Annotated in this window: 27 protein-coding genes and 1 tRNA gene; 17 read left to right on the top strand and 11 right to left on the bottom strand. The window is 64.1% G+C overall.

Annotation, left to right across the window (positions count from 1 at the left end; translation table 11 throughout):
• Positions 1-111: 111 nt before the first annotated feature.
• The 4 genes from RB2654_RS14700 to RB2654_RS14685 all read left to right on the top strand — a co-directional run bounded on the left by RB2654_RS14700 (position 112) and on the right by RB2654_RS14685 (position 2,712).
• Positions 112-714, top strand: a complete 603-nt coding sequence (locus RB2654_RS14700; protein WP_008333254.1) for a lysozyme inhibitor LprI family protein — start codon at positions 112-114, stop codon at positions 712-714.
• A gap of 111 nt (positions 715-825) precedes the next feature.
• Positions 826-1,878: a LacI family DNA-binding transcriptional regulator gene (locus RB2654_RS14695; protein ID WP_008333252.1), complete on the top strand. Its 1,053-nt coding sequence runs from the start codon at positions 826-828 to the stop codon at positions 1,876-1,878.
• 40 nt (positions 1,879-1,918) lie between these two features.
• A tRNA-Arg gene (locus RB2654_RS14690) sits at positions 1,919-1,995 on the top strand.
• 90 nt (positions 1,996-2,085) lie between these two features.
• A complete protein-coding gene (locus RB2654_RS14685) occupies positions 2,086-2,712 on the top strand; it encodes a lysoplasmalogenase family protein (RefSeq protein WP_008333250.1) in 627 nt (208 codons plus the stop codon).
• A gap of 4 nt (positions 2,713-2,716) precedes the next feature.
• Here the strand turns inward: RB2654_RS14685 and RB2654_RS14680 are convergent, their stop codons facing one another.
• A complete protein-coding gene (locus tag RB2654_RS14680) occupies positions 2,717-3,421 on the bottom strand; it encodes a winged helix-turn-helix domain-containing protein (protein WP_085986920.1) in 705 nt (234 codons plus the stop codon).
• Positions 3,393-3,686, bottom strand: coding sequence for a hypothetical protein (locus RB2654_RS14675; protein WP_008333246.1), 294 nt, complete (start codon positions 3,684-3,686; stop codon positions 3,393-3,395). Before RB2654_RS14675 ends, RB2654_RS14680 begins: the two co-directional genes overlap by 29 nt.
• 174 nt (positions 3,687-3,860) lie before the next feature.
• On the opposite strand from RB2654_RS14675, the gene RB2654_RS14670 reads away from it, so the two are divergent.
• The 4 genes from RB2654_RS14670 to RB2654_RS14655 all read left to right on the top strand — a co-directional run bounded on the left by RB2654_RS14670 (position 3,861) and on the right by RB2654_RS14655 (position 7,754).
• Positions 3,861-4,400, top strand: a complete 540-nt coding sequence (locus tag RB2654_RS14670; RefSeq protein ID WP_040885035.1) for a hypothetical protein — start codon at positions 3,861-3,863, stop codon at positions 4,398-4,400.
• A gap of 134 nt (positions 4,401-4,534) precedes the next feature.
• Entirely contained in the window at positions 4,535-5,161 is a 627-nt protein-coding gene (rnhB, locus tag RB2654_RS14665) for a ribonuclease HII (RefSeq protein ID WP_008333242.1), read from the top strand.
• Between the two features lie 99 nt (positions 5,162-5,260).
• Complete coding sequence (locus tag RB2654_RS14660; protein WP_008333236.1) at positions 5,261-6,355, top strand: site-specific DNA-methyltransferase; 1,095 nt, start codon at positions 5,261-5,263, stop codon at positions 6,353-6,355.
• A 151-nt stretch (positions 6,356-6,506) separates the two neighbouring features.
• Positions 6,507-7,754: a glycosyltransferase gene (locus RB2654_RS14655; protein WP_008333235.1), complete on the top strand. Its 1,248-nt coding sequence runs from the start codon at positions 6,507-6,509 to the stop codon at positions 7,752-7,754.
• Here RB2654_RS14655 and RB2654_RS14650 read toward each other — a convergent pair.
• Both RB2654_RS14650 and mutY read right to left on the bottom strand, forming a co-directional pair.
• A complete protein-coding gene (locus RB2654_RS14650; protein WP_008333234.1) occupies positions 7,751-8,890 on the bottom strand; it encodes an alkane 1-monooxygenase in 1,140 nt (379 codons plus the stop codon). The genes RB2654_RS14655 and RB2654_RS14650 overlap by 4 nt on opposite strands.
• Positions 8,891-8,955: 65 nt before the next feature.
• The gene (gene mutY / locus RB2654_RS14645; protein ID WP_008333233.1) at positions 8,956-10,005 is read right to left on the bottom strand and encodes an A/G-specific adenine glycosylase; all 1,050 of its coding nucleotides are present in this window, start codon (positions 10,003-10,005) and stop codon (positions 8,956-8,958) included.
• A 111-nt stretch (positions 10,006-10,116) separates the two neighbouring features.
• Between mutY and RB2654_RS14640 the strand changes: the two genes are divergently transcribed.
• Positions 10,117-10,608, top strand: coding sequence for a DUF721 domain-containing protein (locus RB2654_RS14640; RefSeq protein WP_040885733.1), 492 nt, complete (start codon positions 10,117-10,119; stop codon positions 10,606-10,608).
• A 10-nt stretch (positions 10,609-10,618) separates the two neighbouring features.
• Entirely contained in the window at positions 10,619-11,287 is a 669-nt protein-coding gene (locus RB2654_RS14635; protein WP_008333230.1) for a DsbA family protein, read from the top strand.
• 52 nt (positions 11,288-11,339) lie between these two features.
• Here RB2654_RS14635 and holA read toward each other — a convergent pair whose 3' ends face one another.
• The 3 genes from holA to RB2654_RS14620 form a co-directional block, all read right to left on the bottom strand.
• Entirely contained in the window at positions 11,340-12,362 is a 1,023-nt protein-coding gene (gene holA, locus RB2654_RS14630) for a DNA polymerase III subunit delta (protein ID WP_008333228.1), read from the bottom strand.
• Positions 12,363-12,421: 59 nt separating this feature from the next.
• Positions 12,422-14,968, bottom strand: a complete 2,547-nt coding sequence (leuS, locus tag RB2654_RS14625) for a leucine--tRNA ligase (protein ID WP_008333222.1) — start codon at positions 14,966-14,968, stop codon at positions 12,422-12,424.
• An 83-nt stretch (positions 14,969-15,051) separates the two neighbouring features.
• Positions 15,052-15,567, bottom strand: coding sequence for a DUF3576 domain-containing protein (locus RB2654_RS14620; protein WP_008333220.1), 516 nt, complete (start codon positions 15,565-15,567; stop codon positions 15,052-15,054).
• A gap of 307 nt (positions 15,568-15,874) precedes the next feature.
• Between RB2654_RS14620 and RB2654_RS14615 the strand changes: the two genes are divergently transcribed.
• Entirely contained in the window at positions 15,875-16,735 is an 861-nt protein-coding gene (locus RB2654_RS14615) for a porin (RefSeq protein ID WP_008333217.1), read from the top strand.
• A gap of 100 nt (positions 16,736-16,835) precedes the next feature.
• Positions 16,836-17,489: a YggS family pyridoxal phosphate-dependent enzyme gene (locus RB2654_RS14610; RefSeq protein WP_008333215.1), complete on the top strand. Its 654-nt coding sequence runs from the start codon at positions 16,836-16,838 to the stop codon at positions 17,487-17,489.
• A gap of 15 nt (positions 17,490-17,504) precedes the next feature.
• On the opposite strand, the gene RB2654_RS14605 is transcribed toward RB2654_RS14610, so the two are convergent.
• Together RB2654_RS14605 and ribA are read right to left on the bottom strand one after the other, a co-directional pair.
• Entirely contained in the window at positions 17,505-17,993 is a 489-nt protein-coding gene (locus RB2654_RS14605) for a L,D-transpeptidase family protein (RefSeq protein ID WP_008333213.1), read from the bottom strand.
• Between the two features lie 17 nt (positions 17,994-18,010).
• Positions 18,011-19,096: a GTP cyclohydrolase II gene (gene ribA, locus RB2654_RS14600; protein WP_008333212.1), complete on the bottom strand. Its 1,086-nt coding sequence runs from the start codon at positions 19,094-19,096 to the stop codon at positions 18,011-18,013.
• A gap of 153 nt (positions 19,097-19,249) precedes the next feature.
• Between ribA and RB2654_RS14595 the strand changes: the two genes are divergently transcribed.
• Positions 19,250-19,936: a response regulator transcription factor gene (locus RB2654_RS14595; protein ID WP_008333211.1), complete on the top strand. Its 687-nt coding sequence runs from the start codon at positions 19,250-19,252 to the stop codon at positions 19,934-19,936.
• 182 nt (positions 19,937-20,118) lie between these two features.
• Here RB2654_RS14595 and thpD read toward each other — a convergent pair whose 3' ends face one another.
• Positions 20,119-21,066 carry an ectoine hydroxylase gene (thpD, locus tag RB2654_RS14590; RefSeq protein ID WP_008333210.1) on the bottom strand — a complete coding sequence of 316 codons (948 nt, stop codon included), beginning with the start codon at positions 21,064-21,066 and terminating at the stop codon, positions 20,119-20,121.
• Positions 21,067-21,242: 176 nt separating this feature from the next.
• Here thpD and RB2654_RS14585 point away from each other — a divergent pair, with 176 nt between their 5' ends.
• The 4 genes from RB2654_RS14585 (at position 21,243) to RB2654_RS14570 (ending at position 23,849) form a co-directional block, all read left to right on the top strand.
• Complete coding sequence (locus tag RB2654_RS14585; RefSeq protein WP_008333209.1) at positions 21,243-22,031, top strand: exodeoxyribonuclease III; 789 nt, start codon at positions 21,243-21,245, stop codon at positions 22,029-22,031.
• Between the two features lie 84 nt (positions 22,032-22,115).
• Positions 22,116-23,030 (top strand): thioredoxin, encoded by a 915-nt coding sequence (gene trxA, locus RB2654_RS14580; protein ID WP_008333206.1) that lies wholly within the window; start codon positions 22,116-22,118, stop codon positions 23,028-23,030.
• Between the two features lies 1 nt (position 23,031).
• Positions 23,032-23,670: an LON peptidase substrate-binding domain-containing protein gene (locus tag RB2654_RS14575; RefSeq protein ID WP_008333199.1), complete on the top strand. Its 639-nt coding sequence runs from the start codon at positions 23,032-23,034 to the stop codon at positions 23,668-23,670.
• Positions 23,667-23,849, top strand: coding sequence for a Trm112 family protein (locus RB2654_RS14570; RefSeq protein ID WP_008333198.1), 183 nt, complete (start codon positions 23,667-23,669; stop codon positions 23,847-23,849). Before RB2654_RS14575 ends, RB2654_RS14570 begins: the two co-directional genes overlap by 4 nt.
• 148 nt (positions 23,850-23,997) lie before the next feature.
• Here RB2654_RS14570 and RB2654_RS14565 read toward each other — a convergent pair.
• On the bottom strand, positions 23,998-24,586 hold a 589-nt coding region (locus RB2654_RS14565), incomplete at its 5' end, for a LolA family protein (RefSeq protein WP_008333197.1).

Below are 24,586 nucleotides of genomic sequence, written 5' to 3'. Positions count from 1 at the left end.
CCCTCCAGACCTCCCCACCGGGATATTTTGGACCGGAAAGGGGATGTGCGTTTCGCTCTGCCGCAGCCTAGAATCGAGGTAGGGTGAGGGGTCACTTGCGAGGAGATTCCCATGCGTTCAGTCATCTTCACAGTGTTCGCTTGCTGTCCGGGCGTCGTCCTAGCCCAGGAGGGACCGACCTTCGATTGCGCCAAAGCCACGCATGAGGCGGAGATCGCCATCTGCGAAAACGCCGAACTGGCCGCGCTGGATAGGCGTCTGGCCGAGACTTATGGCGCGGCGCTGGCCATGGCCGAAGGGTTGGACGCGGGGGCCAAGACCGCGGTGGCGGAGTTGAAGGCCTATCAGCGTGGTTGGATCGGGGGGCGGGACGCGTGTTGGAAAGACAGCGATATCGTGGCCTGCATCAGCGACGCCTATCTGCGGCGCGAGGCCGAACTGGTGGCGATGTGGATGCTGGAGGAACCGGTCGGCACGTCCGTCTGGATGTGCGACGGCGGACCGGAAGTCGTGACGATGTTCTTCGACACGCCTCTGCCCAGCGCGCGGATAGAAGTCGGGGATTCCATCGACGTCGCAACGGTGACCCGGACCGCGTCAGGGGCCAAATACGAGGGCAGCTTCGGGCGGTCGATCTGGATCAAGGGGAACGAGGCGCTCTATCGCGAGGCTTCGCCGAATGATGCGGAGTATGGCTGCGTGCTGGTTGAATAGGCGATGAGGTGTTAGCGGAATACAATGCCGCTAACACACATGAAAAAAGGGACTTTACAGCGTCGCGTCACCCCCTAACATCGGGCCTATCCGAGTGTGAAAGGACATCCCATGGCCGACGCCCCGAAACGCCCCCTGACCCTGCGCGACGTGTCCGAGGCGTCGGGCGTCAGTGAAATGACGGTCAGCCGGGTTCTGCGCAACCGGGGCGACGTGTCGGACGCGACGCGGGAAAAGGTGCTCGAAGCGGCGAAAGCGCTGGGCTACGTGCCGAACAAGATCGCCGGGGCGCTGGCCAGTCAGCGGGTGAACCTTGTCGCCGTCATCATTCCGTCGCTGTCGAACATGGTGTTTCCCGAGGTGATGACCGCGATTTCGGACGTTCTGGACGATACGCCGCTGCAACCCGTGGTGGGCGTCACGAACTACAAGAAAGAACGCGAGGAGAAGGTGCTTTACGAGATGCTCTCGTGGCGGCCCTCGGGGGTCATCATCGCGGGGCTCGAACATTCGGAGGCGTCCAAGGCGATGCTGCGCGGGGCGGGTATTCCGGTCGTCGAGATCATGGACACCGACGGCACGCCGATCGACGCCGCCGTGGGGATCAGCCATCGGCGCGCGGGCCGGATGATGGCCGAGGCGATCATCAAGGCGGGCTATCGCAAGATCGGCTTCCTCGGCACCAAGATGCCGCTGGACCACCGGGCGCGCAAACGGTTCGAGGGGTTCACCGAGGCGCTGGCCAAGGCCGGGATGGAGATTGCCGATCAGGAGTTCTACGAGGGCGGGTCCGCGCTGGGCAAGGGCCGGGAGATGACCGAGGCGATCCTCAAACGGACCCCGGACCTCGACTTTCTCTATTTCTCGAACGACATGATCGGGGCTGGGGGGCTTCTCTATTGCCTCGACAACGGGATCGACGTGCCGAACCAATTGGGGCTGGCCGGGTTCAACGGGGTCGAATTGCTCAAGGGTCTGCCGCGCACGCTCGCCACGATGGACAGCTGCCGGGAAGAGATCGGGCGCAAGGCCGCCGAGATCATCGCGTCGCGCGTCGAGGGCGGGATCGAAGGGCCTCAGGGCCAGAAGATCGAACTGACCCCGACCATCGAGCGGGGCCATACGTTGCGCCGCAAACCCAAGGATGCCGCCTACCCGGAATGAGTTGACGCACGGCGCCCGCCGGGGCATCAACCCTGCGCGCGGTCCCGTGGCTCAATTGGATAGAGCAGCCCCCTCCTAAGGGGCAGGTTGCAGGTTCGAATCCTGCCGGGATCGCCAGCCCATCCGAACAGCTTGACGCAACGACCGGCGGGAAATCTGTGGGCGGGCTGCGGTGCCTTGGCTAGTCTTGGCGGCAGGGAGGACGGCATGGTTTATCTACGCATCGCGTCGGCGCTTATCGCGCTGATCTACTGGATCGCGGAACCGATCGGAGGTGACGGGTCGCTGGTCAACTCGCTCATCAAGGCATCCTGCGTGACGCTTCTGGCGGTGTCGGTCGTGCCCTCGGGGCGGCTGATGCTGGTCGCGGCGCTGGCCCTTGGGGCGGCCGGGGATTACCTTCTCAGCCGACCGGGCGACATCCTGTTCATGGCGGGCATGGGCGCCTTCGCGGTCGCGCATATCCTGTATGTCGTGCTGTTCCTGAGCCTGCCGACACGGATGCGGATCGTTCCGATGGTGGCGCTCGTGGCCTACGGTGTTCTCATGGCCGTCCCGATGTGGGAGGGGGCCGGGGCGCTGCGGGTGCCGGTCATGGCCTATATCGTCGTCATCATCGCCATGGGCCTTGCAGCCCTCAGCCGGGCCCGTTCGGAGCAGTTCCGGGTGCTGCTCGCCGGGGCCGGGCTTTTCATCCTGTCCGATACCCTGCTCGCCACACGCCTGTTTCTGTGGGAGGGCGAGGCGGCATTTCCCGGCGCGTTCCTGATCTGGCCGACATACTGGTGCGCCCAGTTCGCGCTGATGTGGGGGTTCGAAAGGTCGCGGGCGTGACCCGTCACACCATCCGGATCACGTCCTTGTCGATCGACAGCATGTAGCCGCGCCGCGCGATGGTCTTGACCAGAAGCTCGGCCATCATCTGATTGCCCAGCGAGTCGCGCAGGCGCTTGATGCGGGTGGCCCCTGCCGCCTCTTCGCAGTCCGAGGCATCGCGGCCCGAGATCACGCCTTCCAGCTCGGCCCCCGTCAGCACGTCTTCGTCCATCCGGGCCTCGGCCAGCACGGCGAGGGTTTCGAGCGCGGCTTCGGTCAGCGAGAACTCCATGTCGTTCAAAAGCACGGTGCGGTCGTTTCGGTTGATGACGAGGGATTTGACGCGAAGCCCGGCGCGCTCGATCTCGTCCATCCGGCGGTTCTGGCCGATGATGATGACGAGGAAGACGAGCGCCGCGACGAGAAGCGCGGTGGCGAAGACCATCAGCACGAAGATCACCACCCGATAGCTGGTGAGCGTGTCGGAAAAGGCGGTGCCGGATTGGGCGAGGATTTCGAGCAGCTTGATCTCGGCCTCGCCCGTGAGCGCATCGTTCTCGATGAAGATCTGTTCGACCCGCGCGTTGAACGCGTTGGCCGACGGCAGGTTCAGGAAAAGAAAGATCGCCGCGACGGTGAGGATCGCGACGATGGCGGCGATGCCGATGGCGACCACGCGGTTGCCGGTCAGGCGCGTGTCAGTAGCGAAGGAAGTAGGGGCCGGCACTCGCTTTCCTCTCATCAAGGCCTGCATCGTCGAACACGCCCAGCACATTGAGCAGCGTCCAGCCGTCGGCGGCGATTCGGCGGCTCACCTCGGGCGCGGCGTCCTGGGCCGAACCGCAGGCGACATCGGGCAGTTCGATGACACCGTAGTGCAGTTTCAGCGGGTTGTCCTGCTTGGCCTTGTAGTCGGCATAGCAGGCGGCAGTCGCCGGAAGGGCGAGCAGGGTGGCGGCGGCAATGGCCGTGGAAAGAAGGCGTGTTTTCATGGGCGTAGAGATGCGCCGGAAGCCCCTGTTATGCGATATCAAACCACCTTTTCCGGGCCGCTATCCGATGTCAACGCGGCGATATTCCATGTCCGAGGCGAGGGGGGCCAGTTTGGGTTCATCGACATCGCGGATCACCCCGCACACACCCAACAGGACCCGAAAGGACACGTTATGAAATTGATTTCCAAGATCACCCGCCCGGTCACCGCCATGGCGCTCGCCGCTTCGGTCGCCTTGTCGCCGGTGGCCGCCACCGAAGCGCGTGCCGGGAGCGAAGAGGCTCTGATCGCAGGGGCCATCGGCACGATCATTCTGGGTGCCATCGCGACGCAGGCCATCGGCAACGGCAACATTCGTTTCCATTCCAACACGCAGTCGCACTACCAGCCGCGCAATCCCGCGCCGACCTATGGCAATACGCATGGCGGACGCCATGACGGGAACAGGGGCGGTCACCACGACAACCGCGGAAACCATGGCGGCAACCGGCACAACGCCAAGCAACTGCCGTCGAGCTGCATCGTGAACAACATTCCGGGCGAGCGCGGGGTTCTGTTCGGCAACCGCTGCCTTCAGCGCAACTTCGCGGGTGCCTCGCGTCTGCCCGCGCAGTGCAAGGATCATGTCTACAACCGCAACACCGGGAACGTCCGCAACGTCTATCGCGGTCACTGCCTGCGTCAGTACGGCTACACCATCGCCGCGCGGTAAGAACATCGAGCAGGGAGCGGCACGTCTGTCCCCGATCTTCCGAATGCCGCTCCTCCCCGGCGGCGGGCCCGTAGAAGGCCCGCCGCCTTTTTCTTGTCCTTGCCTGCGGTGTTCCGTTGCCGCAGGTAGGCGGCATGACCGATGGACCTGATTATTCGTATGAGACCGCCGCGTTCGCCCGTGGCCTTGCCCGTGTTGCGGGTGTGGACGAGGTGGGGCGCGGGCCGCTCGCCGGCCCTGTGACCGCTGCCGCCGTGATCCTCGGCCCTGACAACATCCCGGACGGGCTGAACGACTCCAAGAAGCTGAGCGCGAAGAAGCGTGACGCGCTGTTCGACGCGATCATGGCCGGGGCGCAGGTGGGCATTGCCCATGCCACAGTCGAAGAGATCGACACCTACAACATTCTGCGCGCCTCCCACATCGCGATGCTGCGCGCGGTCGAGGCGCTGGGCACGGTGCCGGATCACCTACTGATCGACGGTAACCTGATCCCGCGCGGCTGCACTGTTTCTGCCGAGGCCGTAATCAAGGGTGACGGCAAATCACTGTCCATCGCCGCCGCTTCGATCGTGGCGAAAGTGACACGCGATCGGATCATGGTGGACTTGGCGCAACAGCACCCCGGCTATGGGTGGGAGCGCAATGCGGGTTATCCATCAAAAAGCCACATTTCGGCACTCCAAGAATTAGGTGTGACCCCACACCATAGGCGATCCTTCAAGCCGGTCCACAATATCTTGTGTCCACCAAAACTGTAAGACACTGATTTAAAAAAGAAATTGACCACGAATCGCGTCTGACTCAAACTTATCCACAAGATACGAGGTCGAAAACGACCCGGGGAACGAGGCAGACGAATGAACAAAATGATCCCTGCGGCAGAGGCTCTGCCGCTCAATCAGATTTTGCCCGGTGATTGCATCGAGGTGATGAACAGCCTTCCGGAAGGCTCGGTCGATCTGATTTTTGCGGACCCGCCCTATAACCTTCAGCTCAAGGGCGACCTGCATCGCCCGGACAACTCCAAGGTCGACGCGGTCGATGACGAATGGGACCAGTTCGCGAGCTTCAAGGTCTATGACGATTTCACGCGCGAATGGCTGGCCGCCGCGCGCCGCCTGCTCAAGCCGAACGGCGCGATCTGGGTGATCGGCTCTTACCACAACGTGTTCCGCATGGGCGCCGAGCTTCAGAACCAGGGCTTCTGGATTCTGAACGACGTTGTGTGGCGCAAGTCGAACCCGATGCCGAATTTCCGGGGCAAACGCCTGACCAACGCGCATGAGACGCTGATCTGGGCGCAAAAGTCCGAGGACAGCAAAGCGACATTCAACTACGAGGCGCTGAAGTCGCTGAACGAAGGCGTGCAGATGCGCTCGGATTGGGTCATCCCGATCTGCAACGGCGGTGAGCGGCTGAAAGACGACAACGGCGAAAAGGCGCATCCGACGCAGAAGCCCGAGGCGCTCCTCCACCGCGTGCTGGTCGGCACGACCAACCCCGGCGACGTGGTGCTCGACCCGTTCTTCGGGACCGGCACCACCGGCGCGGTCGCCAAGATGCTGGGCCGTGAATTCATCGGGATCGAGCGGGAAGAGGCCTATCGCAAGGTGGCCGAGAAACGTATCTCGAAGATCCGCAAGTTCGACAAGGAGGCGCTGACCGTCTCGACCTCCAAACGAGCCGAGCCGCGCGTCGCCTTCGGGCAACTGGTCGAACGCGGTATGCTGCGCCCCGGCGAAACCCTGATCGGTCCGCGCGGCCAGATCGCCAAGGTCCGGGCCGACGGCACGCTCATTTCGGGCGAGGCACGGGGGTCGATCCATCAGGTCGGCGCGGCGCTGGAATCGGCGCCTTCGTGCAACGGCTGGACCTACTGGGCGTTCAAGCGCGACGGCAAGACCGTGTCGATCGACGTTCTCAGACAACAGATTCGCGCAGAAATGCGCTGACCGCATTGCCCCTCGGGGCAAAAGGCGTACCGCCTGTGCCAGTGGCATCGACCACGGCACAACTTACCCCGCCCTCGTGGCGGGGTTTTTTTGGTTTGGCGTTGAACCGGGCCGGGGGCCGGGGGCACCTTGTCCAAAAGGGGGCAGGTCCATGAAGCTACTGATTATCGCCGTGGGGTCGCGGGGCGACGTGCAACCGTTCGTGGCCTTCGGGCGTGCGGCCACGGCGGCGGGGCACGACGTGCTGCTGTCGGCACCGCAGGGGTTCGACGCGATGATCCGGGCGGCGGGGCTGACCCCCGCGCCGCTTCCCGTCGATTTTCAGGAGCTTCTGCAACAGCCCGAAATGCAGGCCGCGTTCAACTCGCTCACCGGGCGGCTCAAGGCGTTTCGCTGGGCGAACGAGATCATGAACGACCAGTTGTCCGAGATGTGGCGCATCGGGCTCGAGGTTTCGCCGGACCTGATCCTTTATCACTTCAAGGGCGCGATGGGGCCGTATCTGGGCCGCAAGCTGGGCGTGCCCGCGCTGCCCGTTGCGCTTCAGCCGGGGTTCGCGGCGACGGGCGAATATCCAATGTTCCTGATGGGGTCCAATGACCGGGGGGCTGCGCTCAACCGGGCGACGCACCGGATCATCCATGCCACGATGCGCATGGGGACGAACGTGATGGTGAAGCGGTGGATCAAGGCGACGGGGGCCGAGATCGGGCCGCTGATGGAGGTGCGACAGGGCTATGCACCCACCGGCGCGCCGACCCGGCTTCACGCGTTTTCGCCCACGCTGGTTCCGCGCCCTACCGATTGGGGCGCAGGGGACGTGCAGACCGGGTATTTCTTTGAAGACCCCGACGCGGATTACCTGCCCGACCCCGCGCTTGCGGCATTTCTGGAGGCTGGCCCCCCGCCGATCTACGCGGGCTTCGGGTCGATGCCGGGGCTGAACCACGAACGCACGACGCGGGCGCTGCGCGGGGCGCTGGAGAAGACCGGGCAGCGGGCGGTTCTGGCGACCGGCTGGGGTGGGATCGAGGGCTTCGAGACGGGCGAGAACATCCACGTCCTCGACGCCGTGCCGCACACATGGCTGTTTCCGCGCGTCTCGGCGGTGATCCACCACGGCGGATCAGGGACCACGCATGAAGGGCTGCGATGGGGAAAACCGTCGGTCGTCTGCCCGCTGTTTGCCGATCAGCCTTTCTTCGGCGCGCGTGTCGCCGCGTTGGGCGCAGGGCCCGACCCGATCCGGCAAAAGCGGCTGACGGCAGACAACCTCGCCGCCGCCATCGATGTCGCACTCAGGCCCGAAACGGCGGCGAACGCGGCTGCGGCAGGTGAACGGATCCGCACCGAAACGGGGATCGCCGATACGCTGGCCCTGATCGAACGACTCGCCTAGCGGGGGCCGGGGATCGGGTGCTCGCCGTTCTTGTACGGCCCCCAATCCTCGATCTCGGGGTAATACTGCCGCCGCCATGCCCGCACCCGCTTGTTCATCACGCGCCGCCAGATCGGCGGGATCATCGCGCCCATCGCCATGAGCGGATAGCCATAGGGAAGCTGCGGGGCCTGCGTTTCGTCGTAGGTCTGGAGCAGCGGAAAGCGCCGCGCTGGCTTGTAGTGGTGATCCGAATGGCGTTGCAGGTTGATGAGCAACCAGTTCGTCGCCCGATGGCTCGCGTTCCACGAATGATGCGGGCGCACGGGTTCGTATTTGCCTTCGCCAAGGTGTTTGCGGGTCAGGCCGTAATGTTCGACGTAGTTGGTCAGCTCAAGCTGCCAGATCGCGATGAACGCCTGAAACAGAAACAGCGCGAGGCCAAGCCAGCCGCCGATCAGAAGCGCGAGGATCACCGCGCCGCCCTGTAGCGCCCAGTAGCGCCAGAACGGGTTGGCGCCATCCCAAGGCGACAGATCGCGCCGGGCCAGCATCGCCCGTTCGGCCCGCCACGCCGACACCGGGCCTTCGCGCAGAACGCGGAAGAAGTAGCGGTGGAAGCCTTCGTTATACCGCGCTGTGACCGCATCGCGGCGGGTGCCGACCCACGGATGATGGACCAGCAGGTGTTCGGTGCGGAAATGAGAGTACAGCACGGTGGCGAGCAGCAGGTCGGCAAGCCAGCGTTCGAAGCGATCCTTCTGGTGCATGAGTTCGTGGGCATAGACGATGCCGATGGAGCCGCCCATGACGCCGACGCCGAAGAAGACGCCGAACTTCTCCCACAGAGCGAGGTGTTCTGCCCGCGGAACGAAGGCGATCATGCCGTAAAGGGTGACGACCTGAATGGGCAGCCAGATCCAAGTGATGAGGGAATACCAGTAAAGATGCGCATCGGTCGCGGCGGGGTCAGGGTTGTCCTCGTTCCGGCCCAGAAGCCGGTCGAGCGCGCTGAAGGCCCACCAGGTTCCCGCAATGGGCAGGATCAGTGCCCAGCCGCCATATGTCGCCGCGAGGAGGACGAGCGGGATGATAACCAGCGACGACCAGAAGGGCGCTGCGTGACGGAAATCTATGGCGGTGTCGGTCGGGGCCATCTGCTCACTCCTTGTCCCCCGTGGCCGAGTCTACGCCCGGTCGGGGGAACGGGCAACGGGGCCGGTCAGGACAGGGTGCCGCGGGCCAGATCGAACGCTTTGCGCATGACGGTGGGTAGATCGGACGGGGCAAGGCGCGGCTCGAAATGCCCGCGTTCGGGGGCGGCGTCCTGCGGCAGCGTCGCGGTACGCACGCGCAGGATCAGGTGGAAATGGGTGAAGGTGTGGCGCACGTCGCCGGGCAAGTCCGCCCAGTCTGCCGCGATGGGCGGCAGGTCTTCGGCCTCGTCGCCCCAGTCGCCCCCCGGCCAGCCCAGCATCCCGCCCAAAAGCCCCTTGTCCGGGCGCGTCTCGACCAGCCACGCCCCATCCGTGCGCCGGGCGATATAGGCGATGCCGTGGCGGATCGGCTTGGGCTTTTTCGCCTCACGGGCGGGCAGGGCGGCCTGAACGCCCTTGGCACGGCCCGCGCAATCGTCGCGCCACGGGCAGATGCCGCAGGCGGGCGACTTGGGGGTGCAGATCGTCGCGCCAAGGTCCATGACCGCTTGCGCATAGTCGCCGGGACGCGCCTTGGGCGTGAGCGTCGCGGCGGCGTCGCGCAAAGCGGGTTTCGACCCCGGCATTGGGTCTTCGATGCAGAACAGCCGCGCCATGACCCGCTCCACGTTCCCGTCCACTACCGTTTCGCTCCGATCGAAGGCGATCGCCGCGATGGCGGCTGCGGTATAGGGGCCGATGCCCGGCAGCGCCTTCAGCCCGTCGAGCGTATCGGGAAACGCGCCATCCAACTCACGCGACACCACGCGGGCGCACTTCAGCAGGTTCCGGGCGCGGGCGTAGTATCCGAGCCCCGCCCATTCACCCATCACCCGCGCATCTTCAGCGTTTGCCAGATCGTGCACCGTGGGCCAGAGCGCCATGAACCGGGTGAAGTAATCGCGCACGGCGGCCACCGTGGTCTGCTGGAGCATCACTTCGGACATCCAGACCGCATAAGGATCGGGCGCGATCCCCGCCGCGCGATCCGCCGGTCCCACGCGCCACGGCATGTCGCGGGCGTGGCGGTCGTACCAATCCAGTAGCTCCCCGGCCATCACCCCGGCGTCACGCATGTTTTATCCTTGTAACCTGATCGATCATGGCGTCCCTTGCCCGCGAACCGTAGTATCCGGCCTGACATGGAGAGGCCAGTGACCGACGCCAAAACCAAACGTGAGCGCCGCATGCGCGGGTTCGAGCGGACCAGCAAACTGCTGGGCAGCCGGATTCGCAAGGCGGGCGAATCGCGCGGGTTCGCGGTCACACGGCTTATCACCCATTGGGACGAAATCGCGGGTGAAGGCGTCGCCCAGATTTCCCGGCCCGTCGAGGTGTCTTATGGCCGGGGCGGGTTCGGTGCCACGCTGACCCTGCTGACCACCGGGGCCAACGCGCCGATGCTGGAGATGCAGAAAGAGCAGATCCGCGAAAAGGTGAACGCGGTCTATGGCTATGCCGCGATTTCGCGCATCCGCGTGACCCAGACCGCACCGACAGGTTTCTCCGAAGGGCAGGTGGAATTCGCGCCGCGCAAGGCCGAGACCCCGAAAGAACCCGATCCCGAAATCACCTCCCGCGCAAGGGCGACCGCCGACGGCGTGGAGAGTGAGGCGCTCAAGGCCGCGCTGGAGGCGCTGGCGGCGAACGTCTATACCCGCAATTCATCGAAAACATGAGGCAGACCCCATGAACAAGATCCTTCCCATCGCGCTCGGCGCTGCCGTCCTTGTCGGCGGCGGAGCCTATTTCGCCACGCAGTCGGGCCCGACTCCCGGCACGTCGGCTCTGTCGCCGATTTCCGCCGCCGTCGCGCAGGACGCCGACGTCGAGCTCGCACCCGACATGGTGCTTGGTGAAGAAGACGCCCCGATCACGATGATCGAATACGCGTCCTTCACCTGCCCGCATTGCGCGGATTTCCACGAACGTGTGTGGGAAGACCTCAAGGCCGACTACATCGACACCGGCAAGGTCAAGTTCGTGAACCGCGAAGTGTATTTCGACAAGTATGGCCTGTGGGCCGGTCTGGTCGCCCGCTGCGGCGGCGAGATGCGCTATTTCGGCGTGATGGACATGCTGTTCGAGACCCAGAAGGATTGGATCGGGAACGGGCAAGAGGCCGCGATCCTCGAAAACCTCACCACCATCGGCAAGAAGGCGGGTCTGAGCGAGGAACAAGTGACCGCCTGCGTGAACGACAAGGAAATGGCGCAGTCGATGGTCGCCGCCTATCAGCAGAACGCGGGCGCGGACGAGATCACCGGAACGCCGACCTTCATCATCAACGGCGAAAAGTATTCGAACATGACCTATGACGATCTGAAAAAGATCCTCGACGGTCTGGCCGAAGGCTGAACCCGGTTCTTTCGGACGAACGAAATGGCGGCTCACGGGCCGCCATTTTTCGTTAGCGCGCAGCCATGAAGGCAAGCCGGATGAGCGTGCGTTCGATCAGCGCCATTTGCGGGGCCTTGGATGTCGAGCGCAGCGTGAGGTCGGCCTCGATAATCATGTCGAGCGCGGTTTCCAGCTTGGCTGCACCCCAGCGCGAGGCCTGACGGGTCATCCGGTCGCGGGATTTGAAATGCACCGGGGGACGGGCGCGGAAGATGCCCTTGTTCGGCCCTTCCGGGTCAGAAGCGGCCATGTGCAGCGTGCGGAAATGGTTGGTCGTCGCGATGGCCAGCCGGGTCGGGGCGATCCCCTGCGCCTCCAGCCGGGTCAGAAGCGGCCCAAGCTCGCCCGCGCGCCCTTCGGCGGTGGCGTGAAGCAGGTCGTCGAGCACCGCTTCGGTCGAGGCGGGTGCGCAGGCGTCCACATCGTCAGGCGTCAGCAGCGACGGGTCGCCCAGCTTGTAGAGCGACAGCTTTTCGACGGTCTGGCGGAAATCGCCGGGGTCGAGGGAACGGGCGAGCGCCTCGAGATCGCGCATCGCTTCGGGGTCGATCTGGTTCAGACCGGCCTTTCTGAGTTCGTCCTGAATCTCGTCGCGCGACATCGGGTCGTCGTAGATGCCGATGGCGAAGGCCGAGGGGTGTTTCTCGAAATATTTCCTGAGCTTGCCCGTGGGCTTCAGGTTGCCGCCGGTGACGACGACATGGGCATCGCCCGGCTGCCAGTCATCCAAAGCTTGCGTGATCTTGTCGCCATGCACGTCGGTCGCGTCCTCGACGAACACAGCGCGCGGACCGGGAAAGAAACCCTGCGCCTTGATTGCGTCCGACAGCGCCGCCGGATCGGCGCGCAGGTCGCCCGCGAGCATCCGCGTCAGGCGCATTTCCTCTTCGGCACCTTCGCCCAGCAGGTTCTTCAACAAATCCTGCCGTTTCAGCGCAACCCGCATCGCGTCGGTGCCATAGATCAGCGTGCCGGTGGTGTCCGGCGCGGGCTTGGCGAAATGGCGGTTGGCTTCGGCGGGTTTGAGTTTCATGGGCTCACACTAGCCTGAACCGAAATGGCGCGCCCAACGGAAATGAGCGCGCCTTTGGGTCAGGCGACCACGTTCACGATCCGGCCCGGAACGACGATGACCTTCTTTGGTGCATTGCCGTCCAGCGCGCGTTTCACGCCGTCGGTGTCGAGGGCGAGTTTCTCGACCTCGGCCTTGTCCATGTCCTTGGGCACGGTGATCTCGTCGCGCCGCTTTCCGTTCACCTGAATCGGCATGGTCACGGTGTCCTCGACCAGCATCGCCTCGTCCGCGACCGGCCATTCGGCTTCGGCCACAAGCCCCTCGCCACCCAGCATCGCCCAGACCTCTTCCGCGAGGTGCGGGGTCATCGGGGCCATGAGCTGCGCCATGACACGCATCGCGGTTTTTTTGGTTTCGGCGCCTGCCTTGGATTTCGACAGGGTGTTGGTGAAGCCGTAAAGCTTGGCGATGGAGGTGTTGAAGGCGAAGCCCTCGATCCCGTCCGTCACGGCCTTGATGGTCTTGTGCATCTCGCGCAGCAGGTCTTCGTCACCCTCGCCGGTTCCCGTCGCCTCGGCAATCTCGGCGGCGATGCGATAGACACGGGCGAGGTGCTTGGAGGCACCTTCCGCGCCCGATGCGGTCCATTCTACGTCCCGCTCGGGGGGCGAGTCGGACATGACGAACCAGCGGGCGGTGTCGGCGCCGTACTGCGCGATGATCTCCAGCGGGTCGACCACGTTCTTTTTCGACTTCGACATCTTGGCCGAGGGGATCACTTCGACCGCTTCGCCTGTCGCTTTCAAGGTCGCGCCAGATTCGCTCACCTCCACATCTTCGGGGAAGTGATAGACAGCGCGGCCTTCGGCATCGCGGGTCTGGTATATCGCGTGCGTCACCATGCCTTGCGTGAAGAGCGCATTGAACGGCTCTTTCGACTTCTCCGGCAGATGGCCGCAGATATGCATCGCACGGGCGAAGAAGCGCGAATAGAGCAGGTGGAGAATCGCGTGCTCAATGCCGCCGATGTATTGATCGACGTTCATCCAGTAATCCGCATCCTCGGCCACGGTCGGCGTCGTCGCGCGGGGCGCAGTGAAGCGGGCGAAATACCACGAGCTGTCCACGAAGGTATCCATCGTGTCGGTTTCGCGTTTCGCGGGCTTGCCGCAGGACGGGCAGGCGCAGTCGCGCCACGTTGGGTGCCGGTCAAGCGGGTTGCCCGGCACATCGAAGCTGACGTCGTAGGGCAGTTCAATCGGCAGATTCTCTTTCTTCTCCGGCACCACGCCGCAGTCGCCGCAATGAACGACGGGAATCGGGCAGCCCCAATACCTCTGCCGGGACAGGCCCCAGTCGCGCAGGCGGTATTGGGTGTGGCCTTTGCCCCAGCCCTGTTTTTCGGCGTAGTCGATGGTGGCCGCAATGGCCTCTTCCCCAGTGGCCTCGTCCAGCCCAGCGAAGTGGTCGACCCACTTCACCTTGTCCGACTTCGGCGGCACGAAAGCCTCGCCCTCGACCGGCTTCGGGTCGTTCAGCGCAAAGAAGGTGTCGATCACCGGCAGATCGTATTTCCGGCAGAAATCCAGATCGCGCTGGTCATGCGCCGGGCAGGCGAAGATCGCGCCGGTGCCGTAATCCATCAGGATGAAGTTCGCGATCCAGACGGGCAGTTCCCAGTTGGGGTCCAGCGGGTGTTTCACGCGCAGCCCGGTGTCGTAGCCCAGCTTTTCGGCGGTCTCGATCGCCTCGGCGGTGGTGCCGCCCTTGCGGGCCGTGGCGCAGAATTCGGCCACCTTCGGATCGGCGGCCTCAAGCTCTTTGGCCAGCGGATGATCGGGCGAGATACCCACGAATGACGCGCCCATCAGCGTGTCGGGGCGGGTCGTGTATACCTCGATCGGCGCACCGCCATCCGTCCGCTCGAACGCGAAACGCAGACCTTGCGATTTCCCGATCCAGTTGGCCTGCATCAGCCGCACCTTTTCGGGCCAGTCCTTGAGCGTGTCGATGGCCTCAAGCAATTCTTCCGAGAAGTCGCTGATCTTGAAGAACCATTGCGTCAGCTCGCGCCGCTCGACCTCGGCCCCCGAGCGCCAGCCCTTGCCGTCGATCACCTGCTCGTTCGCCAGCACCGTCATGTCGACAGGATCCCAGTTCACGACGGCGTTCTTGCGGTAGACGAGATCCTTTTCGAGGAAGTCGATGAACAGCGCCTGTTGCTGGCCGTAATATTCGGGGTCGCAGGTGGCGAATTCGCGGGTCCAGTCCAGCGACCAGCCCATCGGCTTCATCTGCGACTTCATTTCCGCGATGTTGTTGTAGGTCCAGTCCTTCGGATGACCGCCCGTCGCCATTGCGGCGTTCTCGGCGGGCATCCCGAAGGCGTCCCAGCCCATCGGGTGAAGGACGGAAAAGCCGCTCGACTTCTTATACCGCGCGACCACGTCGCCCATCGTGTAGTTGCGCACGTGCCCGATATGGATGCGGCCCGAAGGATAGGGAAACATCTCGAGCACATAGAACTTGGGCTTGGCCGGATCGCGGGTCGCGGCGAAGGTGCCGGCCTCGTCCCAGGCGGCTTGCCATTTCGGCTCGATTGTCGATGCGTCGTAGCGGGACATTGCTTCGTGGTCCTTCGGAAATGAAAACGCCGGGCTGTTGCCCGGCGCTTGAATAATTGGATGTGGCGCGAGGGTCCAGCGACTTACAGGTCGTAGTCCTGAATCCGAAGCTGGCGGGCGCGGCCCAGAATGGCGTCTTCGATCGCGTGCTGCGTGGCCGAGGATACGGCGCGACCGCCACGGGTTTGCAGCGCGACGTTCAGACCGCGTGCATCCAGCGCCGGGTCCGAGACGTGGACGGTGGCGCGATACGCCTGACCGCCGCCGGGCGGGACACCGTAGCCAAAGACGATGACACCCGAGAAGGGATCGACGACTTCGACCGGCATGAAGCTGAGAACGTCGAGCGAGGCGTTCCAGAGGTACTTGTTCACTTCCAGTGTGGTGTTGGGATCGTCGCGGTCCGCGAACAAGTCCCAGATCGTCGAGCGTTCCGGGGCGCGGCGGGCCCGGTCCGGTCGGGCGATGACCTGACCGTCGGCGGTGCGCACGGTTTCCGTCTGGCCGCCGAACAAATTGCCGAAACCGCCCGAACAGCCGGCCAAGGCGACGAGACTGGCAAGGATCACAGCCTTGGCGGTGAAGCGCCCGTAAGTCATATGAATGCCCCGTTCCACTGGTTTGCTCCTACCTACCCAAGCCAAAAAGCGCGGGCAAGCGTTTTCCCGGTGGTAACAGGACCACGGGTAGCGCCGCCACCCCTATAGAGACTCAATATGTGCGACAGGGGCGGGGTTTGGCGGGGGCCACCGGGGCATGTGTGGCAACTCTGCACCATCACGCGGCACATTAGGTCGGGGCCGTTTGCATCGCTTGCATCGGAGCCGGGAAAGAGAGAGGAAACAGCATACTCAATTCGGATTCCCCTGAATTGAGGTGCACCTTTAGATAAACGAGGGAAACGAAATGAAAAAGATTCTCCTTGCTTCGACGGTTCTGGTGGGCACCACCGGTTTCGCCGCTGCGGACGTGTCGTTCACCGGTCGCGCCTATGCTGGTCTCGGCTACAACATCACCACCGGCACTCTGCTTCCGGAACTGTCGGCGCTCTTCACCGCCGGCATGATGACCACCACGGATCAGGGTCTTGAGGCTGGCGCCTCTGTGACCGTTCTGGCCGCTGGTCAGTCGATGCAGAAAGACCCGTCGGACGCTCAGTTCGGCACCAACGACTGGCCGCCGGCGGCCGGTGTTGTGCTCGGCGCCAACGTCTACCTGTCGGGTTCCTGGGGTAAAGTTGCTGTCGCTTACGACACCAACGCGGACGGCGACGCCACCACCCCCGGTGACCAGGACATCACCGTCACCTACACGAACACCTGGGGCAACTTCGGCCTGAGCGCCTTCGGCGTCCTCGTCGCTCCGGGTTCGACCGCCACCACCAACGGCGACCTCGGCGTGAAAGGCACCTACTCGTTCGGCGATTACTCGGTTTGGGCCGCTGTTGAGCGTGACGCCAACGACGCCGACGGTAACACCATCGACCTGAAAGCTGGTGTGTCGGCTTCGATCTCCGGCTTCACCGCTGCTGCCGAAATCAAGTACGACCTCGGCAACGCCACTCCGTTCTCGTGGGCTGCTTCGGCTGGCTACGCGACCGGCCCCTACTCCATCTCGGCGTTCTTCAACTCCGACATGGAATACGGCGGTAAGGCTGCTTACGACCTCGGCGGCGGCGTCGCGATCGAAGCTGGTTTCGCCCACTCGAACGGCGTGAACTCGCCGGTTTCGAACGTGGTCTGGGCTGGCGTCTCGATGGCGTTCTAATCCGACCAGGATTTGAATTGGGAAGAGCGGGCCTTGTGCCCGCTCTTTTCATTTTGGGCCTCTCGTGATTTGTCAGGGCGACATTGAGAGGAACCCCGATATGGCCCTGTCCGACATTCTTCAGAAAATCCGCGACGAAGAGGCCCGCGTGGGGCGCGAGGCCGGTTCGACGCGTCTGATCGCCGTTTCCAAGGTTCAGCCATTGGACCGTATCGTGTCCGTGCTGGATGAAGGCCACCGGCTGTTCGGCGAGAACAAGGTGCAGGAGGCCGCAGGGAAGTGGCCGGACCTGCGTGCCCGCTACGAAAGCATCGAACTGCACCTGATCGGCCCGCTCCAGACCAACAAGGCGCGTCAGGCGATGGAACTGTTCGATGCGATCGAGACGGTGGATCGCCCCAAACTTGCCAAGACCATCGCGCGACTCGCCGAGGAGCTGGGCCATTGCCCGAAGCTGTTCGTGCAGGTGAACACCGGCGAAGAGGAACAGAAGGCGGGGGTGATGCCGGGCGATGCCGATGCGTTCATCGCTGATTGCCGCGACCTCGGGCTGACCATCGCCGGCCTGATGTGCATTCCGCCCGTGGATGAGGAGCCGTCGCTGCACTTTGCGCTTCTGGCAAAGATCGCTGCGCGCAACGGGCTCGACGAACTGTCCATGGGTATGTCAGGCGATTTCGAGAAAGCCGTGGCGCAGGGCGCGACCTATGTCCGGGTCGGCTCTGCGATTTTCGGTGAACGGGTCTACGACTGATCCGCACAAGGCGTGTCAGGGTTTGACGAGGATTCGCGAGCGCGGCGTCCATCGGGCGAGAATCCAGCGCAGGTGATCGGGCCGGAAGGCCAGGCACCCTGCCGTCGGCTTGCGCGGACCACGCCAGCAATGAACGAAAATGGCCGACCCCTTGCCGGGGCTCGCCTCCGGCCAGTTCCAGTCGGTCACGATGAACATGTCATACAGGGGATCGGCACGGCGCAGTCGCTCGTGCGACGCGCTGTACGGCACCCGGACGGCGTGATTGTACCGCGTGTCATCCGGCGCATCGCACCACAGGTCGTGCGGGCCGATCGCGCGGAAGTCTATCGGGGCTGGCGGGCGCATGACGCGGTCGGCCCGGTATCCGCCGCCCATCAGGCGCCAAGTTCCGGCTGGGGTGGCCCCGTCGCCTTCGCGTTTGTCCCGTGTGATGCCGCCGCGCCCGATGGCGACCGGAAAGTGCCTTCCGGCGAACCGTGCGCCCCAGCGCGTCACAACCATGTCGCAGCGCCGTGGCGTCACAGCAGGTGGCCCGATTTCGCGGCTTTGGTGTCCAGATAGTCGGTGTTGTGCGCCCCGCGCCCGACCTGAAGCGGCACGCGCTCGGTCACGGCGATCCCGTTCGCCTCCATCATCGCCACCTTGGTGGGGTTGTTGGTCATGAGGCGCACGGCGGAGAATCCCATCTGGGCGAGAATCTCGGACCCGATCCTGAAGTCGCGTTCATCGTCCTCGAAGCCAAGCCGATGGTTCGCTTCCACCGTGTCAAAGCCCTGATCCTGAAGCGAATAGGCCCGCATCTTGTTGGCAAGGCCGATCCCGCGCCCCTCCTGGTTGAGGTAGAGCAGGACGCCCGAGCCATTCTCGCCCATCGCGGCCAGCGCGGCGCGCAGTTGCGGGCCGCAGTCGCATTTGAGGCTGCCCAGCAGATCGCCGGTGAAACAGGCGGAATGGAGGCGCGCGAGCACCGGGTGATCGCGATCCGGGCGCCCGATCTCGACCGCATAATGCTCCTCCCCCCCGTCGACGGGGCGGAAGATGTGCAGCCGCCCCGCCTCGGACACTTCAAGCGGCACGCAGGCCGAAACGACCTCTTCCATCGCCGTGACGGGCGGATCGTCGGGCCGGCCGGTCAGGTCGACACGGGTCAGGCCGTGGCTCAAGGCGACTTCGGCCCCGTTGTCGACCGGCACGACAAGGGCAGCGGGCAGCAGCATGGCGGATTTGGCGAGGGCGATGGCGGCGCGGGCCACACCCTCATCCCCGCCGCGTTCGGTCATGAGCGGCCCCTTCATGGGCTTCATCAGGTCGTCTTTCGGGTCGGCGACGCCCAGGACCCATTCGACCCCCTCGTCGCGCGGCACGTGCACCCGTGCGACGTGATCGGAGTAGGCCCGCGCCTTGAGTGTCGCGGCACGACGCGGCGTGATGGCGAGCAGGAGGGGGCCGAACCCGCGCAGATCGCCAAGGCGACCCGCATCGACCGTTTCGGCGGCCGCCACCAGCCCGGCATGACCGCCGATCTCAAGCACGACCGGAAGCCCCATGCGCAGGTCGGCACGGGCGCGGGCGGTGAGTTCGGTCTGGGTCGGCTTGAGCGTCATTTTCGTCCTTCCACCGCACTTCAATAGGCCCGGTCCACGGGAATGTGAAACATTTCGACTGATCCCGACACGACCGCGTGAACGTATTGCCACAAACATTGCCGGGTCCGTGATGGGACCCAAGGTCTGTGAAAACAACACGGAGGGCCGAAGATGGCGACCCAGAAAAACATTCTACTCGTCGACGACGACGAGGACCTGCGCGAGGCGCTGGCGGAGCAGTTGGTGATGACCGAAGACTTCGAGGTCTTCGAAGCGGCCAACGGCGCGGATGCCATGCAGAAGGTCAAGGAGCAGATCCATGACCTCGTGATCCTCGACGTGGGCCTGCCCGACACCGACGGGCGCGAGCTATGCAAACTGATGCGCAAGCAGGGTGTGAAATGCCCGGTGCTGATGCTGACCGGGCATGACAGCGACGCGGACACGATCCTCGGGCTCGACGCCGGCGCGAACGACTATGTGACAAAGCCGTTCAAGTTTCCCGTGCTTCTGGCCCGTATCCGGGCGCAGCTTCGTCAGCACGAGCAATCGGAAGATGCCGTGTTCCAGCTTGGGCCGTACACGTTCAAGCCCGCGATGAAGATGCTGATCACCGAGGACGAGAAGAAGATTCGTCTGACCGAGAAAGAGACCAATATCCTGAAATTCCTCTACCGAAGTCAGGAAGGCGTGGTCGCGCGCGACGTGCTCTTGCACGAGGTCTGGGGATACAATGCCGGGGTCACGACCCACACGCTGGAAACCCATATCTACCGCCTGCGCCAGAAGATCGAGCCCGATCCGGGCAACGCAAGGCTTCTGGTGACGGAATCGGGCGGCTACCGGCTTGTGGCGTGATCGCAACAGGGGTGATCGCCTGCCTTATTCATGCCGGGATTCACGGGTAACCTGATCCTGAACATGATATTGTTTCCATATTGGCGACGATACAAAATCCCCTCGCCGTGTCGGGGTAATGACACGGCATCCTCCCTGTTGGACTGACCCGGCTTCGCGCCGGGTCTTTTTTGTCCAAGGGGTCAGCCGCGCGTCAGACGGCCCTCGATCGGGTCGATCGGCTGGATGAGCTCGCGATTGGCGAGCCATTGCGGGCGCGGTTTGCTGGCCGCAAATGGGCTGACCGGCCGGTTCGTCACCGCGTTGAACACGAAAAACGCGTTCGAGCGCGGGTCGGGCGTGATGTTCCCGTTCGAACCGTGAAGCGTATTGCAGTCGAAAAAGACCACGGTGCCCGTCGGCCCGGTCGCCGTATCCAGCCCGAAATGCTGGGCGAAGCGAGTGATCGTGTCCGGTTGCGGCACGCCGACCTCCTGCGCCTTGAGCGAGCTTTCATGGTTGTCGTCCGGCGTTTCGCCCAGACAGGCGATGAATTCACCCTGCGAACCCGGAATCAGCATGAGCGGGCCGTTCGTCGACGAGTTGTCGGTCAGCAGGACCGAGGCCGACACGGCACGCATCCGGGGCAAGCCGTCCTCGGCGTGCCAGGTCTCGAAATCCGAATGCCAATAGAACTCCTTGCCCTTGAAGCCGGGTTTGTAGTTGAGCCGCGACTGGTGAAGATACACCCGGTCGTTCAGCAGGAACTCGGCCACACCGGCAAGGCGGGTATCGGCGGCGAGACGGGCGAAAAGCGGCGAGTGCTCGTCCAGCCGGAACACGGTGCGCACGTCGTCGGAATTGGGCTCGGTCACGAAATCCGCGGGCCGCTTGTCCGCATCCGTGTCGCGCAGATGCTTGGCGGTATCGACCAGAAGCTCCAATTCGTCCGGCGAAAACATGTCACGACGCACGAGATAGCCGTTCTCGCGGTAATGCTCCGCCTCGTCACGGGAAATCGGGGCGGCCTCCGACCAGTCGGACCACAGCACCGGGTCGCGGCGCGGCGTGATCTGTTCGCGATCCGGCAGACGGGTCGGGTAAGCGTCCACCGCATCGAAGTGCTGGAGTGTATCGTGTGAGATATTCATGGTTTCGATCCTCTTGGATTTCTAATTGTGATCAGCAGTCCCACTTAGTGGGCGTGGCCGGGCAACGCGGGGTTGCGCGTGTGGGTTCCAAATCCGGCGAACTTGTAATGTTCGCGGGTGGAACTGACCCGGACCCCCGGATAGGGTGCCCGCAGAATCTCAAAATGGGAGCAGTCATGTCCTTCACACTTGCCACGTGGAATATCAACAGCGTGCGGCTTCGCGCCGACCTCGTGTCGCGCCTGCTGGCTGACGAAGCGCCGGATGTTCTGTGCTTGCAGGAGTGCAAATCGCCGGTCGACAAGATCCCGCACGACATCTTCAAGGCGCGCGGATACACCCACATGGTCGCGCGGGGTCAGAAGGGGTACAACGGCGTCGCGATCCTGTCGAAGCTTCCGCTGGAGGACGCAGGCGATCAGGATTTCGCGCGTCTGGGCCATGCCCGACACATCGCCGCCAAGCTGGAAAACGGCGTGACGATCCACAATTTCTATGTTCCGGCAGGCGGCGACAAGCCGGACCGCGAGATCAACGAGAAGTTCGGGCAGAAGCTCGATTACCTCACCGAGATGCGCGACTGGTTTCATGCCGAGAAGCCCGAGAAGGCGATCCTCGTCGGCGATCTGAACATCGCCCCGCGCGAGGATGACGTTTGGAACCACAAGCAGCTTTTGAAGATCGTCAGCCACACGCCGGTCGAGGTCGAGCACCTTGGCGCGGCCCAGGATGCGGGCAAATGGGTCGACATCACGCGGCAGGACATCCCCGAGGGGTTGCTGTATTCGTGGTGGTCCTATCGCTCGCCCGACTGGGACACGGCGGACAAGGGGCGGCGGCTGGATCATATCTGGGCCACGCCCGACATATCGAACGCGGCACATGGCAGCCGTATCCTGCGCGACGTGCGCGGATGGGAAAAGCCTTCCGACCATGCTCCCGTGTTCGCGACCTTCGATCTTTAGCGTTAGGATGCCGCAGGACGGCGGGCTTGGACGCGACGGAATGCACGCCCATATTGGGGGCAACAGACAAACAAGGAGCCAGACATGCTGGAACTGGGTCAGACGAACGGCGCCGCACCCGCAGGCGGCAACGTAAAGGACATATCCGAAGCGGATTTCATGGCCGAAGTGGTCGATGCCTCGCAAGAGGTGCCGGTCATCGTGGATTTCTGGGCACCGTGGTGCGGGCCGTGCAAGACGCTGGGCCCGGCGCTGGAAGAAGCCGTCAACGCGATGGGCGGCAAGGTCAAGATGGTCAAGGTCAACGTGGATGAGAACCAGCAGATCGCCGGTCAGCTTCGCGTGCAGTCCATCCCGACGGTTTATGCGTTTTCCGGCGGTCAGCCGGTCGACGGGTTTCAGGGCGCGCTGCCACCGAGTCAGGTGAAGGAGTTCGTCCAGAAGGTCGCCGCAATGGGCGGTGACGGGGGCGATGGGCTGGCCGATGCTATCGCGGCCGCCGAAGAAATGCTGGACGTGGGTCAGGTGGACGACGCGGCGCAGACCTTCGCCGCCATTCTTGAAGAAGATCAGGCGCTTGCCGCAGCTTACGCAGGTCTGGCCAAGTGTCACATCGCGAAAGGCGACGTGGAGGGGGCCGAGGCGGTGCTGAACGGCGCACCCGCCGAGATCAGCCATGCGGCCGAGATTGACGCGGTCCATGCCCAGATCGCGCTGGCCCGTCAGGCCGAAAGCGCAGGTCCGGTCGACGAGTTGCGCGCCAAGGTCGAAGCGTCGCCGGACGATCATCAGGCCCGGTTCGATCTGGCGCAGGCGCTCTATGCCTCGGGCAAGACGGAGGAGGCCGTTGCGGAACTGCTCGAGCTCTTCCGGCGGGATCGGGAGTGGAACGACGGGGCCGCCAAGCAGCAGCTTTTCACGATCTTCGAGGCACTGGCCCCGAACGACCCGATCGCCCTGACGGGGCGTCGCAAACTCAGCTCGATGATCCTCGCCTGAGATGAGTCCGCGCACGGATCTTCCGGACGTTCTGCCGATCTTTCCGCTGCCAGGTGCGGTGGTCCTGCCGCGCGGCAGGCTGCCGCTCAACATTTTCGAGCCGCGCTACCTTGCGATGTTCGATGATGCGCTCAAGACGGATGGCCGGCTGATCGGCATGGTCCAGCCCGCGGTGGCCGATGGTTCGCGCCTGCACACCATCGGCTGCGCGGGGCGGATCACGCAGTTCACCGAGACCGACGATCACCGCTACATGATCCAGCTGTCGGGAATCAGCCGCTTCCGCATTCTCGAAGAAATCGACGGGTTCACGCCCTATCGGCGCGTGAAGGCGGGTTGGGACAGTTTCGAGCGTGATCTGGGGCGGTCGGAAAAGGATCCGGGTCTCAACCGCGGCCCGTTCCTCGACCTGCTCGCGCGTTACTTCGACGTGGCCGACCTGCGGACCGACTGGGGCAGCCTGAAAGAGGCCGAGGACGAGTTGCTCATCAATTCGCTGTCGATGCTGTGCCCGTTCGACCCGGAGGACAAACAGGCGTTGCTCGAGGCGCCTTCGCTGACCACACGGCGCGAAACGCTCGTCACCCTGATGGAGTTCGCGCTGGCCACCGGGTCGGGTGGAGAGGGCAGCCTGCAATGACCGAAGCGACGTTCGATCGCCATATGCTTGAAGCTCTGGTTTGTCCGATGACGCAACGCGCGCTCGACTACGATCCCGAGAAACAGGAGCTCGTCTCCCGTGCCGCCGGACTGGCGTTTCCGATCCGCGACGGCATCCCGATCATGCTGATCGACGAAGCGCGCAAGCTGAAAGACTGACGCAAGCAAGCGGTGCGGGCTGACGCCCGCGCACGGTGTGCCGTGAATATCGCTTCCCGATCTTCACGGCGATAGGGGGGCCAGCCCCCCGGCCGCATTTTCAGGGCAAATGCGACCGCCCCCCGAGGTTTCCCGAAACGAAGAAGCGTCAGCGGTTGCGGCTTTCGGCCTCGGCCACGATCGAGAAGTTGCGGTCTGAGATAGTCCCGCCCTTGCGCAGTTCGCCCAGAACCACAGTGGTCTGCTGGCCCGCGTCGTCGGTGATGACCCATTGGCGCAGTTCGGTCGGGTTGCCGGTGAAGGTGAGCTGGATGTTCCCGTATTCGGGATGTTCCGGGTCCTGTGCCGTCACGGTCGTCGCGGTGCCGTCGTAGTTGTGGCCGACGACCATGCCGTTCCGTCCGAGGTCCACGTTCTGAGCCAGGATCAGGTTCAGGGGCGTGCGGGCGAGCGGGTATTGCTCGGGCCCGGTGTTCGACTTGGCGTCGAAGATCGCCAGTTGCCCGGCGGAGGCCAGCACGAGCGTCTGTTCCGGCGGATTGTATTCGAACCGCGCGCGCCCAGGGCGCTTGATGTAGATCGTCCCGGTCGAGATCGTGCCGTCGGCGTTGATCTGGGTGAACTCGGCCTGAGCGGTCTTGAGCCCGTTCAGGTAGGTCGAGAGCGCGCCCAGCGAAAGCTGTTGCGCGGCGGCGGGCAGGGCGGTGGCGGCCAGCACGACGGCCGCTGCGATTAGT

The organism is Maritimibacter alkaliphilus HTCC2654 (assembly GCF_000152805.1).
Classification (GTDB): Bacteria; Pseudomonadota; Alphaproteobacteria; order Rhodobacterales; family Rhodobacteraceae; genus Maritimibacter; species Maritimibacter alkaliphilus.
The sequence above is the reverse complement of the archived record's forward strand: the minus strand, read 5'-3'. Positions and strand labels throughout refer to the sequence as shown.

What these genes read in the sequence shown, in the direction of transcription:
- leuS (WP_008333222.1), bottom strand. Translation starts at nt 14,968, where the DNA reads ATGTCCCGCTACGACGCATCGACAATCGAGCCGAAATGGCAAGCCGCC.
- holA (WP_008333228.1), bottom strand. Translation starts at nt 12,362, where the DNA reads ATGAAACTCAAACCCGCCGAAGCCAACCGCCATTTCGCCAAGCCCGCG.
- RB2654_RS14685 (WP_008333250.1), top strand. Translation starts at nt 2,086, where the DNA reads ATGGTTTATCTACGCATCGCGTCGGCGCTTATCGCGCTGATCTACTGG.
- thpD (WP_008333210.1), bottom strand. Translation starts at nt 21,066, where the DNA reads ATGAATATCTCACACGATACACTCCAGCACTTCGATGCGGTGGACGCT.
- ribA (WP_008333212.1), bottom strand. Translation starts at nt 19,096, where the DNA reads ATGACGCTCAAGCCGACCCAGACCGAACTCACCGCCCGCGCCCGTGCC.
- rnhB (WP_008333242.1), top strand. Translation starts at nt 4,535, where the DNA reads ATGACCGATGGACCTGATTATTCGTATGAGACCGCCGCGTTCGCCCGT.
- RB2654_RS14635 (WP_008333230.1), top strand. Translation starts at nt 10,619, where the DNA reads ATGAACAAGATCCTTCCCATCGCGCTCGGCGCTGCCGTCCTTGTCGGC.
- RB2654_RS14585 (WP_008333209.1), top strand. Translation starts at nt 21,243, where the DNA reads ATGTCCTTCACACTTGCCACGTGGAATATCAACAGCGTGCGGCTTCGC.
- RB2654_RS14700 (WP_008333254.1), top strand. Translation starts at nt 112, where the DNA reads ATGCGTTCAGTCATCTTCACAGTGTTCGCTTGCTGTCCGGGCGTCGTC.
- RB2654_RS14655 (WP_008333235.1), top strand. Translation starts at nt 6,507, where the DNA reads ATGAAGCTACTGATTATCGCCGTGGGGTCGCGGGGCGACGTGCAACCG.
- RB2654_RS14675 (WP_008333246.1), bottom strand. Translation starts at nt 3,686, where the DNA reads ATGAAAACACGCCTTCTTTCCACGGCCATTGCCGCCGCCACCCTGCTC.
- trxA (WP_008333206.1), top strand. Translation starts at nt 22,116, where the DNA reads ATGCTGGAACTGGGTCAGACGAACGGCGCCGCACCCGCAGGCGGCAAC.
- RB2654_RS14605 (WP_008333213.1), bottom strand. Translation starts at nt 17,993, where the DNA reads ATGGTTGTGACGCGCTGGGGCGCACGGTTCGCCGGAAGGCACTTTCCG.
- RB2654_RS14660 (WP_008333236.1), top strand. Translation starts at nt 5,261, where the DNA reads ATGAACAAAATGATCCCTGCGGCAGAGGCTCTGCCGCTCAATCAGATT.
- RB2654_RS14650 (WP_008333234.1), bottom strand. Translation starts at nt 8,890, where the DNA reads ATGGCCCCGACCGACACCGCCATAGATTTCCGTCACGCAGCGCCCTTC.
- RB2654_RS14620 (WP_008333220.1), bottom strand. Translation starts at nt 15,567, where the DNA reads ATGACTTACGGGCGCTTCACCGCCAAGGCTGTGATCCTTGCCAGTCTC.
- RB2654_RS14695 (WP_008333252.1), top strand. Translation starts at nt 826, where the DNA reads ATGGCCGACGCCCCGAAACGCCCCCTGACCCTGCGCGACGTGTCCGAG.
- RB2654_RS14595 (WP_008333211.1), top strand. Translation starts at nt 19,250, where the DNA reads ATGGCGACCCAGAAAAACATTCTACTCGTCGACGACGACGAGGACCTG.
- RB2654_RS14570 (WP_008333198.1), top strand. Translation starts at nt 23,667, where the DNA reads ATGACCGAAGCGACGTTCGATCGCCATATGCTTGAAGCTCTGGTTTGT.
- RB2654_RS14615 (WP_008333217.1), top strand. Translation starts at nt 15,875, where the DNA reads ATGAAAAAGATTCTCCTTGCTTCGACGGTTCTGGTGGGCACCACCGGT.
- RB2654_RS14575 (WP_008333199.1), top strand. Translation starts at nt 23,032, where the DNA reads ATGAGTCCGCGCACGGATCTTCCGGACGTTCTGCCGATCTTTCCGCTG.
- RB2654_RS14610 (WP_008333215.1), top strand. Translation starts at nt 16,836, where the DNA reads ATGGCCCTGTCCGACATTCTTCAGAAAATCCGCGACGAAGAGGCCCGC.
- mutY (WP_008333233.1), bottom strand. Translation starts at nt 10,005, where the DNA reads ATGCGTGACGCCGGGGTGATGGCCGGGGAGCTACTGGATTGGTACGAC.
- RB2654_RS14670 (WP_040885035.1), top strand. Translation starts at nt 3,861, where the DNA reads ATGAAATTGATTTCCAAGATCACCCGCCCGGTCACCGCCATGGCGCTC.
- RB2654_RS14640 (WP_040885733.1), top strand. Translation starts at nt 10,117, where the DNA reads ATGCGCGGGTTCGAGCGGACCAGCAAACTGCTGGGCAGCCGGATTCGC.